General features: G+C 69.8%; 14 protein-coding genes. All 14 read left to right on the top strand.

The window, feature by feature from the left end:
• Positions 1-165: 165 nt before the first annotated feature.
• A complete protein-coding gene (locus tag HCJ93_RS22900) occupies positions 166-1302 on the top strand; it encodes an LCP family protein (protein ID WP_167997669.1) in 1137 nt (378 codons plus the stop codon).
• Between the two features lie 193 nt (positions 1303-1495).
• Complete coding sequence (gene rpmE, locus HCJ93_RS22895) at positions 1496-1717, top strand: 50S ribosomal protein L31 (protein WP_030740744.1); 222 nt, start codon at positions 1496-1498, stop codon at positions 1715-1717.
• 103 nt (positions 1718-1820) lie between these two features.
• Complete coding sequence (gene prfA / locus HCJ93_RS22890; RefSeq protein ID WP_167997668.1) at positions 1821-2888, top strand: peptide chain release factor 1; 1068 nt, start codon at positions 1821-1823, stop codon at positions 2886-2888.
• Between the two features lie 26 nt (positions 2889-2914).
• Positions 2915-3760, top strand: a complete 846-nt coding sequence (gene prmC, locus HCJ93_RS22885; RefSeq protein WP_167997667.1) for a peptide chain release factor N(5)-glutamine methyltransferase — start codon at positions 2915-2917, stop codon at positions 3758-3760.
• Positions 3761-3858: 98 nt separating this feature from the next.
• Complete coding sequence (locus HCJ93_RS22880; protein WP_167997666.1) at positions 3859-4506, top strand: L-threonylcarbamoyladenylate synthase; 648 nt, start codon at positions 3859-3861, stop codon at positions 4504-4506.
• Positions 4503-5180, top strand: a complete 678-nt coding sequence (locus tag HCJ93_RS22875; protein WP_167997665.1) for an arsenate reductase/protein-tyrosine-phosphatase family protein — start codon at positions 4503-4505, stop codon at positions 5178-5180. Before HCJ93_RS22880 ends, HCJ93_RS22875 begins: the two co-directional genes overlap by 4 nt.
• Before the next feature lie 111 nt (positions 5181-5291).
• On the top strand, positions 5292-6521 hold the full coding sequence (gene glyA / locus HCJ93_RS22870) for a serine hydroxymethyltransferase (protein ID WP_167997664.1): 1230 nt from the start codon (positions 5292-5294) through the stop codon (positions 6519-6521).
• Positions 6522-6654: 133 nt separating this feature from the next.
• Positions 6655-8007, top strand: a complete 1353-nt coding sequence (locus HCJ93_RS22865) for an MraY family glycosyltransferase (RefSeq protein ID WP_167997663.1) — start codon at positions 6655-6657, stop codon at positions 8005-8007.
• A gap of 400 nt (positions 8008-8407) precedes the next feature.
• On the top strand, positions 8408-8845 hold the full coding sequence (locus tag HCJ93_RS22860) for a Cg1360 family ATP-synthase-associated protein (protein WP_167997662.1): 438 nt from the start codon (positions 8408-8410) through the stop codon (positions 8843-8845).
• A gap of 225 nt (positions 8846-9070) precedes the next feature.
• Complete coding sequence (atpB, locus tag HCJ93_RS22855) at positions 9071-9889, top strand: F0F1 ATP synthase subunit A (RefSeq protein WP_507202473.1); 819 nt, start codon at positions 9071-9073, stop codon at positions 9887-9889.
• A gap of 79 nt (positions 9890-9968) precedes the next feature.
• Positions 9969-10202 (top strand): ATP synthase F0 subunit C, encoded by a 234-nt coding sequence (gene atpE / locus HCJ93_RS22850; protein ID WP_013000660.1) that lies wholly within the window; start codon positions 9969-9971, stop codon positions 10200-10202.
• A 41-nt stretch (positions 10203-10243) separates the two neighbouring features.
• Entirely contained in the window at positions 10244-10792 is a 549-nt protein-coding gene (locus HCJ93_RS22845) for a F0F1 ATP synthase subunit B (protein ID WP_167997661.1), read from the top strand.
• The gene (locus HCJ93_RS22840; protein WP_167997660.1) at positions 10789-11604 is read left to right on the top strand and encodes a F0F1 ATP synthase subunit delta; all 816 of its coding nucleotides are present in this window, start codon (positions 10789-10791) and stop codon (positions 11602-11604) included. Before HCJ93_RS22845 ends, HCJ93_RS22840 begins: the two co-directional genes overlap by 4 nt.
• A 138-nt stretch (positions 11605-11742) precedes the next feature.
• Positions 11743-13350: a F0F1 ATP synthase subunit alpha gene (atpA, locus tag HCJ93_RS22835; protein WP_167997659.1), complete on the top strand. Its 1608-nt coding sequence runs from the start codon at positions 11743-11745 to the stop codon at positions 13348-13350.
• The last annotated feature ends 4 nt before the right edge of the window (positions 13351-13354 follow it).

Here is a 13354-nt window from a genome sequence, read left to right as displayed (position 1 = left end):
CCCCTGACCGGGGTCCGGAGGGGCACAAGGGCGCGTGCAACCCTGTGCCGGGTTTCCCCGTCTGACCCGAACAGCGCGACGATAGGTGCCGTACGGGTCGTGAACCGGCCAAGTCTGGCATCGAGCGCAGGGGGTATCCGACCGGACACGAGAGCTGAGGAGCACATGTCTGCCGAGAGCACACCGGACCCCGCCGCCGCGGGAGAGCCCGGCACACCGGCCGCCCGCAGGGGGAGGGGACGCCGCCGCAAGCCGCGCGGCAAGCGGCCCTCCGGCATGAAGGTGATGGCCTGGACCGCCGCGGGCATCGTGGTGCTGGGCGGCACCGGTATCGGGTACGTCTACTTCAAGCTCAACGGCAACATCAGCAGTGTCGACATCGACCAGGCGCTCGGCACCGACCGGCCCGAGAAGGCCGACAACGGCTCGGAGAACATCCTGGTCCTCGGCTCCGACACCCGCTCCGGCAGCAACAAGGGGATCGGTGGCGGCACGGACGACGGCACCGCCCGCTCCGACACCGCGATGATCGTGCACATCTACGAGGGCCACAAGAAGGCCAGCGTGGTGTCCATCCCGCGCGACACCCTGATCGAGCGCCCCGAGTGCACGGACTCCGAGGGCAACAGGCACCCCGGTGCGCGCAGCGCCATGTTCAACTCCGCCTACGCCACCGGCGGCGCCGCCTGCGCCGTGAAGACCGTCGAGAAGATGACCGACCTGCGCATGGACCACTACCTGGAGGTCGACTTCGCCGGCTTCCAGAAGCTCATCGACCGGCTCGGCGGAGTCGAGGTCACCACCAGCAAGGACATCAAGGACCCCGAGAGCCACCTTGACCTGCCGGCCGGCACCCACCGGCTCGACGGCGAGCAGGCCCTCGGCCTGGTCCGCACCCGCCACGGCGTCGGCGACGGCTCCGACCTCGGCCGCATCCAGCTGCAGCAGGCGTTCCTCAAGGCGCTGGTCAAGCAGGTCAGGGAGATCGGCCTGTTCACCAACCCGAAGAAGCTCTACGACCTCGCCGACACCGCCACCAAGACCGTCACCACCGACTCCGGGCTGGGCTCGGTCAACGCCCTGATGTCCTTCGCGGGCGGCATGAAAGGCATCAGCCCCGGCAACATGCAGATGGTCACCATGCCGGTCGCCTACGACCCGGACAACCCCAACCGGGTCCTGCTGCAGAAGCAGAAGGCCGACCTGGTGTGGAAGGCGCTGAAGCAGGACAAGCCGATCCCGAAGGCGGCCACCGAGGAGTCGGCCACCGGTGAGGCGAAGGACGTGGTCAGCGCCCCGTGACGGGTTCCCGGCGCCCGAGCCGCCCGCCGGGAACAGCCCGGGCAGCGGGGCCGCGGACCGCGCGGAATAGACGGAGGCCGCCCCCGGTTTTGGGGGATGGGCCCAGTCCTGGCAGACTGGTACGTCGGCTCCGGTTCACGCCCCCGCATCCCGCGGCGGCGACCCGGCGCCCTCCCGAAACCTAGGAGACACCTTGAAGCGCGACATCCACCCCGCGTACGTCGAGACGCAGGTCAGCTGCACCTGCGGCGCGTCGTTCACCACCCGCAGCACCATCGAGTCCGGCACCATCCGGGCCGAGGTCTGCTCCGAGTGCCACCCGTTCTACACGGGCAAGCAGAAGATCCTCGACACTGGTGGCCGTGTGGCCCGCTTCGAGGCCCGCTTCGGCAAGGCCGCCGGCTCCAAGAAGTAGCGAGCACCGATTCGCCGGTCCACGGTCGCGCCCCCTCGGGGTGCGCCCGGGACCGGCGTTTTTGGTCGCCCGCCCTTCACCCCCGTCACCGCAGGAGCCCAAGATGTTCGAGGCCGTCGAGGAACTCGTCGCCGAGCACGCCGACCTGGAGAAGAAGCTCGCCGACCCGTCGGTCCACGCCGACCAGGCCAACGCGCGCAGGCTGAACAAGCGCTACGCCGAACTGACCCCGATCGTCGCCGCCTACCGCTCCTGGAAGCAGACCGGGGACGACATCGAGGCCGCACGCGAACTGGCCGCCGACGACCCGGACTTCGCCGCCGAGGTCAAGGAGCTGGAGCAGCAGCGCGAGGAGCTCACCGAGAAGCTGCGGCTGCTGCTGATCCCGCGCGACCCGAGCGACGACAAGGACGTCATCCTGGAGATCAAGGCGGGTGCGGGCGGCGACGAGTCCGCGCTGTTCGCCGGTGACCTGCTGCGGATGTACCTGCGCTACGCCGAGCGGGTCGGCTGGAAGACCGAGATCATCGACGCCACCGAGTCCGAGCTGGGCGGCTACAAGGACGTCCAGGTCGCCGTGAAGGCCCGCGGCCCGGTCGAGCCCGGCCAGGGCGTGTGGTCCCGGCTGAAGTACGAGGGCGGCGTGCACCGCGTGCAGCGCGTACCGGCCACCGAGTCCCAGGGGCGCATCCACACCTCGGCCGCCGGTGTGCTGGTCACGCCCGAGGCGGAGGAGGTCGACGTGGAGATCAACCCCAACGATCTGCGCATCGACGTCTACCGGTCCTCCGGCCCCGGCGGCCAGTCCGTCAACACCACCGACTCCGCGGTGCGCATCACGCACATCCCGACCGGCGTCGTAGCCTCCTGCCAGAACGAGAAGAGCCAGCTGCAGAACAAGGAGCAGGCCCTGCGTATCCTGCGCTCCAGGCTGCTCGCCATGGCGCAGGAGGAGGCCGAGCGGGAGGCCGCCGACGCCCGCCGCAGCCAGGTCCGCACCGTCGACCGCTCCGAGAAGATCCGCACCTACAACTTCCCGGAGAACCGCATCTCCGACCACCGGATCGGCTTCAAGGCGTACAACCTGGACCAGGTGCTGGACGGCGACCTCGACGCGGTGATCCAGGCCTGCGTCGACGCCGACTCGGCCGCCAAGCTCGCGGCCGCGTAACACACGAAGACAGCCCGGAGGACCACGTGAACCTGCTGCTCGCCGAGGTGGCCCAGGCCACCCAGCGGCTCGCCGACGCCGGCGTGCCCTCGCCGCGCACCGACGCGGAGGAGCTCGCCGCGTTCGTGCACGGCGTCAAGCGCGGCGAGCTGCACAACGTGAAGGACTCCGACTTCGACGCCCGCTACTGGGAGGTCGTCGCCCGCCGGGAGGCCCGCGAGCCGCTGCAGCACATCACCGGGCGCGCCTACTTCCGCTACCTGGAGCTGCAGGTCGGCCCCGGGGTGTTCGTGCCGCGTCCGGAGACCGAGTCGGTGGTCGGCTGGGCCATAGACGCGGTGCGCGCCATGGACGTCGTCGAGCCGTGCATCGTCGACCTGTGCACCGGGTCGGGCGCCATCGCGCTCGCGCTCGCCCAGGAGGTGCCCCGCTCGCGCGTCTACGCGGTGGAGCTGTCCGAGGAAGCGCTGGTGTGGACCCGCAAGAACATGGAGGGGTCCCGGGTCGAGCTGCGCCAGGGCGACGCCCTGACGGCCTTCCCCGACCTCGACGGGCAGGTCGACCTGGTCATCTCCAACCCGCCGTACATCCCGCTGTCGGAGTGGGAGTACGTCGCCCCCGAGGCGCGCGACTACGACCCCGGCATGGCGCTGTTCTCCGGTGAGGACGGTCTGGACCTGATCCGGGGCCTGGAGCGCACCGCGCACCGGCTGCTGCGTCCGGGCGGGGTGGTCGTGGTGGAGCACGCGGACACCCAGGGCGGCCAGGTGCCGTGGATCTTCGCGGAGGACCGCGGCTGGACCGACGCCGCCGACCACCCGGACCTGAACAACCGCCCGCGGTTCGCCACCGCCCGCAAGGCGCTGCCGTGACCGCCCGGCCGGTGCGGCACATCCCGTGGCCCGGGCAGTCCGCCCGGGCCCGGCTCCTGTCTTTCCGCCAGCAGCACGTGTACGAGGAGGCCCGTTAGATGGCTCGGCGTTACGACACCAACGACGCGACCGACCGCGCGACCGGTCTGCGCGAGGCCGCCTCCGCCGTCCGCCGCGGCGAGCTCGTGGTGCTGCCCACGGACACCGTGTACGGCGTCGGCGCGGACGCGTTCTCCTCGGACGCCGTGGCCGACCTGCTGGCCGCGAAGGGCCGGGGCCGCAACATGCCCACGCCCGTCCTGATCGGCTCCCCGAACACCTTGCACGGCCTGGTCACCGACTTCTCCGAGCTGGCCTGGGAGCTGGTCGACGCGTTCTGGCCGGGCGCCCTGACCCTGGTCGCCAGGCACCAGCCGTCCCTGCAGTGGGACCTGGGCGACTCACGCGGCACGGTCGCGGTGCGGATGCCGCTGCACCCGGTCGCCATCGAGCTGCTGACCGAGGTCGGCCCCATGGCCGTCTCCTCCGCCAACCTCACCGGGCACCCGGCGCCGGAGAACTGCGACGCCGCGCAGGAGATGCTCGGCGATTCGGTCTCCGTCTACCTCGACGGCGGCCCGACCCCGGGCAACGTGCCCTCGTCCATCGTCGACGTCACCCGTTCCGTGCCGGTCCTGCTGCGCGAGGGAGCGCTCTCGCCGGAGGAGCTGCGCAAGGTGGTACCCGACCTCGAGGTGGCGAATTGACGGCCCCTGACGCGGGGCGTGGCATAGGCAACGGGGAGAGCAGCGCGGAGCAGACGACGACGTTCGGCTTCCCGCGCGACACCTTCCGCATCCTCCACGTCAGCACCGGCAATGTCTGTCGCTCGCCGATCACCGAGCGGCTGACCCGGCATTTCGTGCAGCAGCGACTGGGCGTGCTGGGTGGCGGGCTGATCGTGGAGAGCGCGGGCACCTGGGGCCACGAGGGCGCGCCCATGGAGTCCCACGCGGAGACCGTGCTGGCCGAGTACGGGGCGGACGCCTCCGGCTTCAAGGGCCGCGAGCTGCTGGACGAGCACGTCATCCGGGCGGACCTGGTGCTCACCGCGACCCGCGACCACCGGGCGCAGGTGATCTCCATGGGCCACTCGGCGGGCCTGCGCACCTTCACCCTGAAGGAGTTCACCCGCCTGGTGAACGCCATCGACCCGGCGACGCTGCCCCCGCTGGAGGACGGGCTGGTGACGCGCGCCCGCGCCCTGGTCCGCGCCGCGGCCGCGCTGCGCGGGTGGCTGCTGGCCCCCACCGCGGAGGCCGACGAGGTCCACGACCCCTACGGCGCCCCGCTGACCTTCTTCCGTTCCATCGGCGACGAGATACACCAGGCGCTGGACCCGGTGGTGACGGCCCTGACCGGGGTCCCGGCGCGCACCTAGCGCCTCGCCCCACCCGAGTGCCGCGGGAGCCGTGGTGCAACAACTCGGGCGCGGACGTACTGCCGGGCCTACATTGGTGCTACGTCGGCGTCGACGCCCGGGGAGTTCGTCATGACGGTCACCCATGCCCTCGAGGGCGATGTGCTGCGGAGGCAGGATCCCGAGCTCGCCGACCTGCTGCTGGGGGAGCGTGAGCGGCAGGCGAGCACGCTGCAGCTGATCGCCGCCGAGAACTTCACCTCGCCGGCCGTGCTGGCCGCCCTCGGGTCGCCGCTGGCCAACAAGTACGCCGAGGGCTACCCCGGTGCCCGGCACCACGGGGGCTGCGAGATCGCCGACGTCGCCGAGCGGCTGGCCGTCGAGCGGGCCAAGGCGCTGTTCGGGGCCGAGCACGCCAATGTGCAGGCGCACTCCGGTTCGTCGGCCGTGCTGGCCGCCTACGCGGCGCTGCTGCGCCCCGGGGACACCGTGCTCGCCCTCGGTCTGCCCTACGGCGGCCATCTCACGCACGGCTCGCCCGCGAACTTCTCCGGCCGCTGGTTCGACTTCGTCGGCTACGGCGTCGACGCCGAGTCCGGGCTCATCGACCACGACCAGGTGCGCACCCTGGCCCGCACCCGCCGCCCCAAGGCCATCGTCTGCGGCTCCATCGCCTACCCGCGGCACATCGACTACGCCTTCTTCCGCGAGGTGGCCGACGAGGTGGGCGCCTATCTCATTGCCGACGCCGCGCACCCCATCGGGCTGGTCGCCGGGGGAGCGGCGCCCAGCCCGGTGCCGTACGCCGACGTGGTGTGCGCGACGACGCACAAGGTGCTGCGCGGGCCGCGCGGCGGCATGATCCTCTGCGGCGCCGAGCTGGCCGAACGGGTCGACCGGGCGGTGTTCCCGTTCACCCAGGGCGGCGCCCAGATGCACACCATCGCCGCCAAGGCCGTGGCCTTCGGCGAGGCGGCCACCGAGGCCTTCGCCGTCTATACGCACCAGGTGGTCGCCAACGCCAGGGCGCTGGCCGCGGCGCTGGCCGCCGAGGGCCTGGTCGTCACCACCGGCGGCACGGACACCCACCTGATCACCGCCGACCCGGCCCCGCTCGGCGTCGACGGCCGCACCGCCCGTGGCCGGCTGGCGGCGGCGGGGCTGGTCATGGACTGCTGTGCCCTGCCCCACGCCGATCTGCGCGGGCTGCGCCTGGGGACGGCCGCGGTCACGACGCAGGGCATGCGGGAGGCGGAGATGATCCGGATCGCGGCGTTCATCGGCCAGGCCCTGCGGGACGAGGCCAGTGCGCCGAGGGTGCGCGAGCAGGTGCGGGACCTGGCCGGTGCCTTCCCGCCGTGACCGTACGGGGAGCGGACGCGACGGTACGGGGGATGTAACGGTCCGTCCCCGGCCTCGGGCCGGTCCGGTCCCGTGCACAGCGGCGAGGGCTAAGGTGTGGTGCTGACACACCAGTGACCTCCTAGGAAAGCCCGTGCGTGAATACCTCCTGACGCTCTGCATCACGGCCGCGGTGACGTACCTGCTGACCGGCCCGGTCCGCAAGTTCGCGATCGTGGCCGGGGCGATGCCGGAGATCCGCGCGCGTGACGTGCACCGGGAGCCCACTCCGCGGCTCGGCGGGATCGCGATGTTCTTCGGGCTGTGCGCGGGTCTGCTGGTGGCCAGTCACCTGACGAATCTCGACCAGGTGTTCGAGGACTCCAACGAGGCCCGCGCCCTGCTGTCGGGTGCGGCGCTGATCTGGCTGCTCGGTGTCCTGGACGACAAGTTCGAGATCGACGCCCTGATCAAGCTGGGCGCCCAGGTGATCGCCGCCGGCGTCATGATTCTGCAGGGCCTGACCATTCTGTGGCTGCCCATTCCCGGCGTCGGCACGGTCGCCGTCACCCCGTGGCAGGGCAATCTGCTCACGGTGGCGCTGGTGGTCATCACGATCAACGCGGTGAACTTCGTCGACGGGCTGGACGGTCTCGCCGCGGGCATGGTGTGCATCGCGGCCACCGCGTTCTTCCTCTACAGCTACCGGATCTGGTACGGCTACGGCGCCGAGGCCGCCGCCCCCGCCACCCTGTTCTCCGCGCTGCTGATCGGCATGTGCCTCGGCTTCCTGCCGCACAATCTGCATCCGGCCCGGATCTTCATGGGGGACTCCGGCTCGATGCTGATCGGTCTCGTCCTCGCGGCGAGTGCCGTGTCGGTCACCGGTCAGCTGGACGTGGAGGCGCTCAATGTCGACCTGGGCGGCACGCGCGAGGCGACCCACGCGATGGTGCCCGTCTTCATCCCGCTGATCATGCCGCTGACGATCATCGCCCTGCCGATGGCCGACCTGGTCCTGGCGATCGTGCGGCGCACCTGGCGCGGGCAGTCGCCGTTCGCGGCGGACCGGGGGCATCTGCACCACCGGCTGCTGGAGATCGGCCACTCGCACAGCCGGGCGGTGCTGATCATGTACTTCTGGTCGGCGCTGATCGCCTTCGGCGCGCTCGCCTACTCGGTCAACTCGGCGTCCATGTGGATCGTCCTGGGGGTGGTCTTCCTCAGCGCGATCGGGCTGGTCCTGCTCCTGCTGCCCCGTTTCACCCCGCGCACCCCGCGCTGGATGGAAGCCTTCGTGCCGCCCCGCTACCGCAGGGCCCGCCGCAGGGCCGCCGACGCCTCGCGGCAGGCACCGGCCACGGCGGACGCCGGGCCGGCCGACGCGGCGGAGCAGCCGGGCACCCGCACGCCGGTCGCCGCCGGTGTCTCCGGCGTCAACGGCGCCACCGCCGTCGGACCCCGCGCACACATGGCCGACCGTCGCAGGGCGGGCAGCTCGCGCTAGGGCGGCCCCTCGTGCCCGGGAGCGCGGATCAGGCCTCCCACCAGGAACGCGGCACACACGCGTCAGCGCCGGATCACGGTCAAGGTAAGAATCCGCCTAGAGCATTGCCATCTCGTGGGGGTGTGATGGGTCTGCTTTGGGGGTGCGAACCCCCCGATATCAGACAACTCGCCCCGCTTCTCGCTCACGCGCGCGTGTTCACTCTCATGTGTGAGAGTGGGCACACCTTCCGGGTAAAGACTGCATCAAATAGTTTGTGATACCGTTCACGAGAACCCCGCGGAGAGCCGAGGGACCGTAGTGCGACGGTCCGATGGTGTGAGGACTTCACACCCGGCCCAGGGGTTTACGCTCGTCCATGACGACACCCCTGCCCCCTGTGAAAAGCGGAGTTGCCGCCATGCCGTCCAACGACGTCCGGAACCTGGCCCAGGCCGCCGTGCCCACGGCCGCCGCCGGCGCTGTCGGCGTCGTTGTCAGCGCGGTGGTGGCCGGAGGCAAGGGGGCGATCGGAGCGCTCGTCGCGACCGTGGTGGTCATCCTCTTCATGGGGATCGGCCTCTACGTCCTGCAGCGCACCGCCAGAACGCTTCCGCACCTGTTCCAGATGATGGGCCTGATGCTCTACGCGGCGCAGATCCTGCTGCTGTTCATCTTCCTCACGGCGTTCAAGGACACCACGCTGTTCAACGCCAAGGCCTTTGCGTTCACGCTGGTCGGCGGCACTCTGGTGTGGATCGCCGCACAGACGCGCGCCCATATGAAAGCCAAGATCCTCTACGTCGAGCCCGAGTCGACGACGGGCGGCAAGCCCGACAAGACGGGGCACTCGTCGTGAGAGGTAGGCCCGGGATAAAGACGCGTGAGAGATCCTGCTATCGTCCGGTGCCAACTGCGGCATCGCGGGCGCGGGCATCCGAGCTGACGCCTGCTACATCGCGAGGCTTGTTGCCCCCCAGCCGCCCCCACATCCGTAACACCTGTCCGGTGCCGATCCGCGGCTGCGCGCCGCGCCGACACAACGAGGTTGCCGTACCTATGCGTCACGCCGAAGGAGCCCGCGGTGAGTGCTGACCAGACCCAGCTCGCCTTTGACTGGAGCTGTCGGATCATGTCCGACAACGGGTGTGGCTTTCCGGCTCCGGGCCTGCACTCGTTCCTCTTCAAGCCGATCGCCACTGTCGGTGGGATCGAGTTCAACAAGGTGATGCTGCTCGCCATCATCACCACCGCCGTCGTCGTCAGCTTCTTCTACGCGGCGTTCGGCAAGGCGAAGGTGGTGCCGGGCAAGCTGCAGATGATCGGTGAGGCCGGTTACGACTTCGTCCGACGCGGCATCGTCTACGAGACGCTCGGCAAGAAGGAGGGCGAGAAGTACGTCCCCTTCATGGTCTCGCTGTTCTTCTTCATCTGGGTCATGAACATCTGGTCCGTGATCCCGCTGGCCCAGTTCCCGGTGTCGTCGATCATCGCCTACCCGATGGTGCTCGCGGCGATCGTCTGGCTGGTCTGGGTGGGGCTGACCTTCAAGCGGCACGGCTTCGTCGGCTTCTTCAAGAACGTGACCGGCTACGACAAGTCGCTGGGCGCGGTGCTGCCGCTGGTCATGATCATCGAGTTCTTCTCGAACCTGCTGGTCCGGCCGTTCACCCACGCCGTGCGACTGTTCGCCAACATGTTCGCCGGTCACCTCATGCTGGTGATGTTCACGGTCGCCTCCTGGTACCTGCTGAACAGCTGGATGATCCCCGCGGCCGGCGTCTCCTTCGTCATGACCATGGTCATGATCATGTTCGAACTTTTCGTTCAGGCCGTCCAGGCGTACGTCTTCGTGCTGCTGGCCTGCTCGTACATCCAGGGCGCGCTCGCCGAGCACCACTGAGCCTCCCCCGCACCACAAGCCCCCAAGAACGTCCGGTGGCCAACCCCCGCCGGTCCGAGAAAGAGAAGGAAGAATCAGCATGGCTGCCATGGAGACCCTCGCCGCCCTCGAAGGCAACATCGGTTCCGTCGGCTACGGCCTCGCCGCCATCGGCCCGGGTGTCGGCGTCGGCATCATCTTCGGTAACGGCACCCAGGCGCTCGCCCGCCAGCCCGAGGCCGCCGGCCTGATCCGTGCCAACCAGATCCTCGGCTTCGCCTTCTGTGAGGCGCTCGCCCTCATCGGCATCGTCATGCCGTTCGTCTACAACTGACGAACGCCGACGAGCCAAACCTTTCGACGAAAGGCACTGATGTGATCGCCAACCTGGTACAGCTGGCGGCGGAGGAGAAGCAGAACCCGCTCATTCCTCCGGGCCCCGAGCTGCTCGTCGGCACCATCGCCTTCGCCATCGTCTTCTTCTTCTTCTGGAAGAAGCTGCTCCCGAACATCAACAAGGTTCTGGAGGAGCGCCGGGCGGCGATCGAAGGCGGTATCGAAGAGGCCGAGGCCATGAAGGTCGAGGCCCAGAGCGTCCTTGAGCAGTACAAGGCACAGCTCGCCGAGGCCCGGCACGAGGCCGCGCGTCTGCGCCAGGAGGCGCAGGAGCAGGGTGCCGCACTCATCGCCGAGATGCGTGCCGAGGGCCAGCGGCAGCGCGAGGAGATCATCGCTGCCGGTCACGCCCAGATCGAGGCCGACCGCAAGGCCGCCGCGTCCGCGCTGCGTCAGGACGTCGGCAAGCTGGCCACCGAACTGGCCGGCAAGCTCGTCGGCGAGTCCCTCGAGGACCACGCCCGGCAGAGCCGCGTGATCGACCGCTTCCTGGACGAGCTCGACCAGAAGGCTGAGGCCGCACGATGAACGGAGCGAGCCGCGAGGCCCTGGCAGCCGCACGTGAGCGTCTCGACGCGCTGACGGACAGCAAGGCCGTCGACGCAGCGACGCTCGCCGACGAGCTGGCCGCCGTCACCGCGCTGCTCGACCGCGAGGTGTCGCTGCGTCGGGTCCTCACCGACCCGGCGCAGGACGGTGAGGCCAAGGCGGAGCTGGCCCAGCGCCTGCTCGGCTCGCAGGTCAGCGGCCCGGCCGTGGACCTGGTGGCCGGCATGGTGCGTTCCCGCTGGTCGCAGTCCCGCGACCTGGTGGACGCGCTGGAGGAGCTGGCGGACCTCGCCGACCTCACCTCCGCCCAGCAGGCCGGCACGCTCGACAGCGTCGAGGACGAGCTGTTCCGGTTCGGCCGGATCGTCTCCGGCAGCACCGAGCTGCGCGCCGCGCTGACCGACCGCAAGGCGACCGCGTCCGCCAAGACCGAGCTGCTGCGCAGGCTGCTCGGCGGGCGGGCGGACCAGGTCACCGAGCGACTGGTGACGCGTCTTGTGACCGCGCCGCGGGGACGTAGCCTGGAGTCGGGACTGGAGTCCCTGTCCAAGCTCGCCGCCGACCGCCGTAACCGCATGGTGGCCGTGGTCACCTCCGCGGTGCCGCTGAGCGAGTCGCAGAAGCAGCGTCTGGGCGCCGCCCTGGCGAAGCTCTACGGCCGCCAGATGCACCTCAACCTGGACGTGGACCCCTCGGTCATCGGCGGGATCCGGGTGCAGATCGGCGACGAGGTCATCAACGGCTCCATCGCGGACCGGCTGGAAGACGCGAGCCGCCGCCTGGCCGGCTAGCAGCAATTTCATAGCAACGAACGCAGTACGTACCTACGGCCCTGGTTGGGCCGTGCAGAGGATTCACCTCCTGTTGGGGGGAGTCCCCATCCCCCCAAAGTGAAACTTCGGGCCCAACAAGGAGAGCAGGGAACTCAGATGGCGGAGCTCACGATCCGGCCGGAGGAGATCCGGGACGCGCTGGAGAACTTCGTCCAGTCGTACAAGCCGGACGCGGCCTCGCGCGAGGAGGTCGGTACGGTCACCCTGGCCGGCGACGGCATCGCGAAGGTCGAGGGCCTGCCCTCGGCCATGGCCAACGAGCTGCTGAAGTTCGAGGACGGCACCCTCGGCCTCGCCCTCAACCTCGAGGAGCGCGAGATCGGTGCGATCGTCCTCGGTGAGTTCAGCGGCATCGAGGAGGGCCAGTCGGTCACCCGTACCGGCGAGGTTCTGTCCGTCCCGGTCGGCGAGGGCTACCTCGGCCGAGTGGTCGACCCGCTCGGCAACCCGATCGACGGCCTCGGCGAGATCGAGACCGAGGGCCGCCGTGCCCTCGAGCTGCAGGCCCCCACGGTCATGCAGCGCAAGTCGGTGCACGAGCCGATGGAGACCGGCTACAAGGCCGTCGACGCCATGACCCCGATCGGCCGTGGTCAGCGTCAGCTGATCATCGGTGACCGCCAGACCGGCAAGACCGCGCTGGCCGTGGACACGATCATCAACCAGCGGGACAACTGGCGCTCCGGCGACCCGAAGAAGCAGGTCCGCTGCATCTACGTCGCCATCGGCCAGAAGGGCTCCACCATCGCGTCGGTCCGCCGCGCGCTGGAGGAGAACGGCGCCCTCGAGTACACGACCATCGTCGCCGCCCCGGCGTCCGACCCGGCGGGCTTCAAGTACCTGGCGCCCTACACCGGTTCCGCCATCGGCCAGCACTGGATGTACCAGGGCAAGCACGTCCTGATCGTCTTCGACGACCTGTCGAAGCAGGCCGACGCCTACCGTGCCGTGTCGCTGCTGCTGCGCCGTCCGCCGGGCCGCGAGGCCTACCCGGGCGACGTCTTCTACCTGCACTCCCGCCTGCTGGAGCGCTGCGCCAAGCTCTCCGACGACATGGGCGCCGGCTCGATGACCGGTCTGCCGATCGTCGAGACCAAGGCCAACGACGTCTCGGCGTTCATCCCGACCAACGTCATCTCCATCACCGACGGCCAGTGCTTCCTGGAGTCGGACCTGTTCAACGCCGGTCAGCGCCCCGCGCTGAACGTCGGTATCTCCGTCTCCCGAGTCGGTGGTTCCGCCCAGCACAAGGCGATGAAGCAGGTCTCCGGCCGTCTGCGCGTGGACCTCGCCCAGTTCCGTGAGCTGGAGGCCTTCGCCGCCTTCGGTTCCGACCTGGACGCGGCCTCCAAGGCCCAGCTGGAGCGCGGTCAGCGCATGGTCGAGCTGCTCAAGCAGGACCAGTACCAGCCGATGGCCACCGAGGACCAGGTCGTCTCCGTCTGGGCCGGCACCACCGGCAAGATGGACGACGTGCCGGTCGCCGACATCCGGCGCTTCGAGAAGGAGATGCTGGAGTACCTGCACCGCAAGGAGCAGGGTCTGATGACCTCCATCAAGGAGGGCGGCAAGATGTCGGACGACACCCTGCAGGCCGTTGCCGACGCCATCGCCGAGTTCAAGAAGCAGTTCGAGACGAGCGACGGCAAGCTGCTCGGTGAGGACGCTCCCGCCGCCCCGAAGGCGACCAGCGCCTCCAAGTGACGTA

Source organism: Streptomyces composti (genome assembly GCF_012034205.1).
Taxonomy (GTDB): Bacteria; Actinomycetota; Actinomycetes; order Streptomycetales; family Streptomycetaceae; genus Streptomyces; species Streptomyces composti.
The sequence above is the reverse complement of the archived record's forward strand: the minus strand, read 5'-3'. Positions and strand labels throughout refer to the sequence as shown.

Coding starts and splice junctions, on each gene's coding strand:
- HCJ93_RS22900 (WP_167997669.1), top strand. CDS start 166: ATGTCTGCCGAGAGCACACCGGACCCCGCCGCCGCGGGAGAGCCCGGC.
- prfA (WP_167997668.1), top strand. CDS start 1,821: ATGTTCGAGGCCGTCGAGGAACTCGTCGCCGAGCACGCCGACCTGGAG.
- HCJ93_RS22880 (WP_167997666.1), top strand. CDS start 3,859: ATGGCTCGGCGTTACGACACCAACGACGCGACCGACCGCGCGACCGGT.
- glyA (WP_167997664.1), top strand. CDS start 5,292: ATGACGGTCACCCATGCCCTCGAGGGCGATGTGCTGCGGAGGCAGGAT.
- HCJ93_RS22860 (WP_167997662.1), top strand. CDS start 8,408: ATGCCGTCCAACGACGTCCGGAACCTGGCCCAGGCCGCCGTGCCCACG.
- atpE (WP_013000660.1), top strand. CDS start 9,969: ATGGCTGCCATGGAGACCCTCGCCGCCCTCGAAGGCAACATCGGTTCC.
- HCJ93_RS22840 (WP_167997660.1), top strand. CDS start 10,789: ATGAACGGAGCGAGCCGCGAGGCCCTGGCAGCCGCACGTGAGCGTCTC.
- atpA (WP_167997659.1), top strand. CDS start 11,743: ATGGCGGAGCTCACGATCCGGCCGGAGGAGATCCGGGACGCGCTGGAG.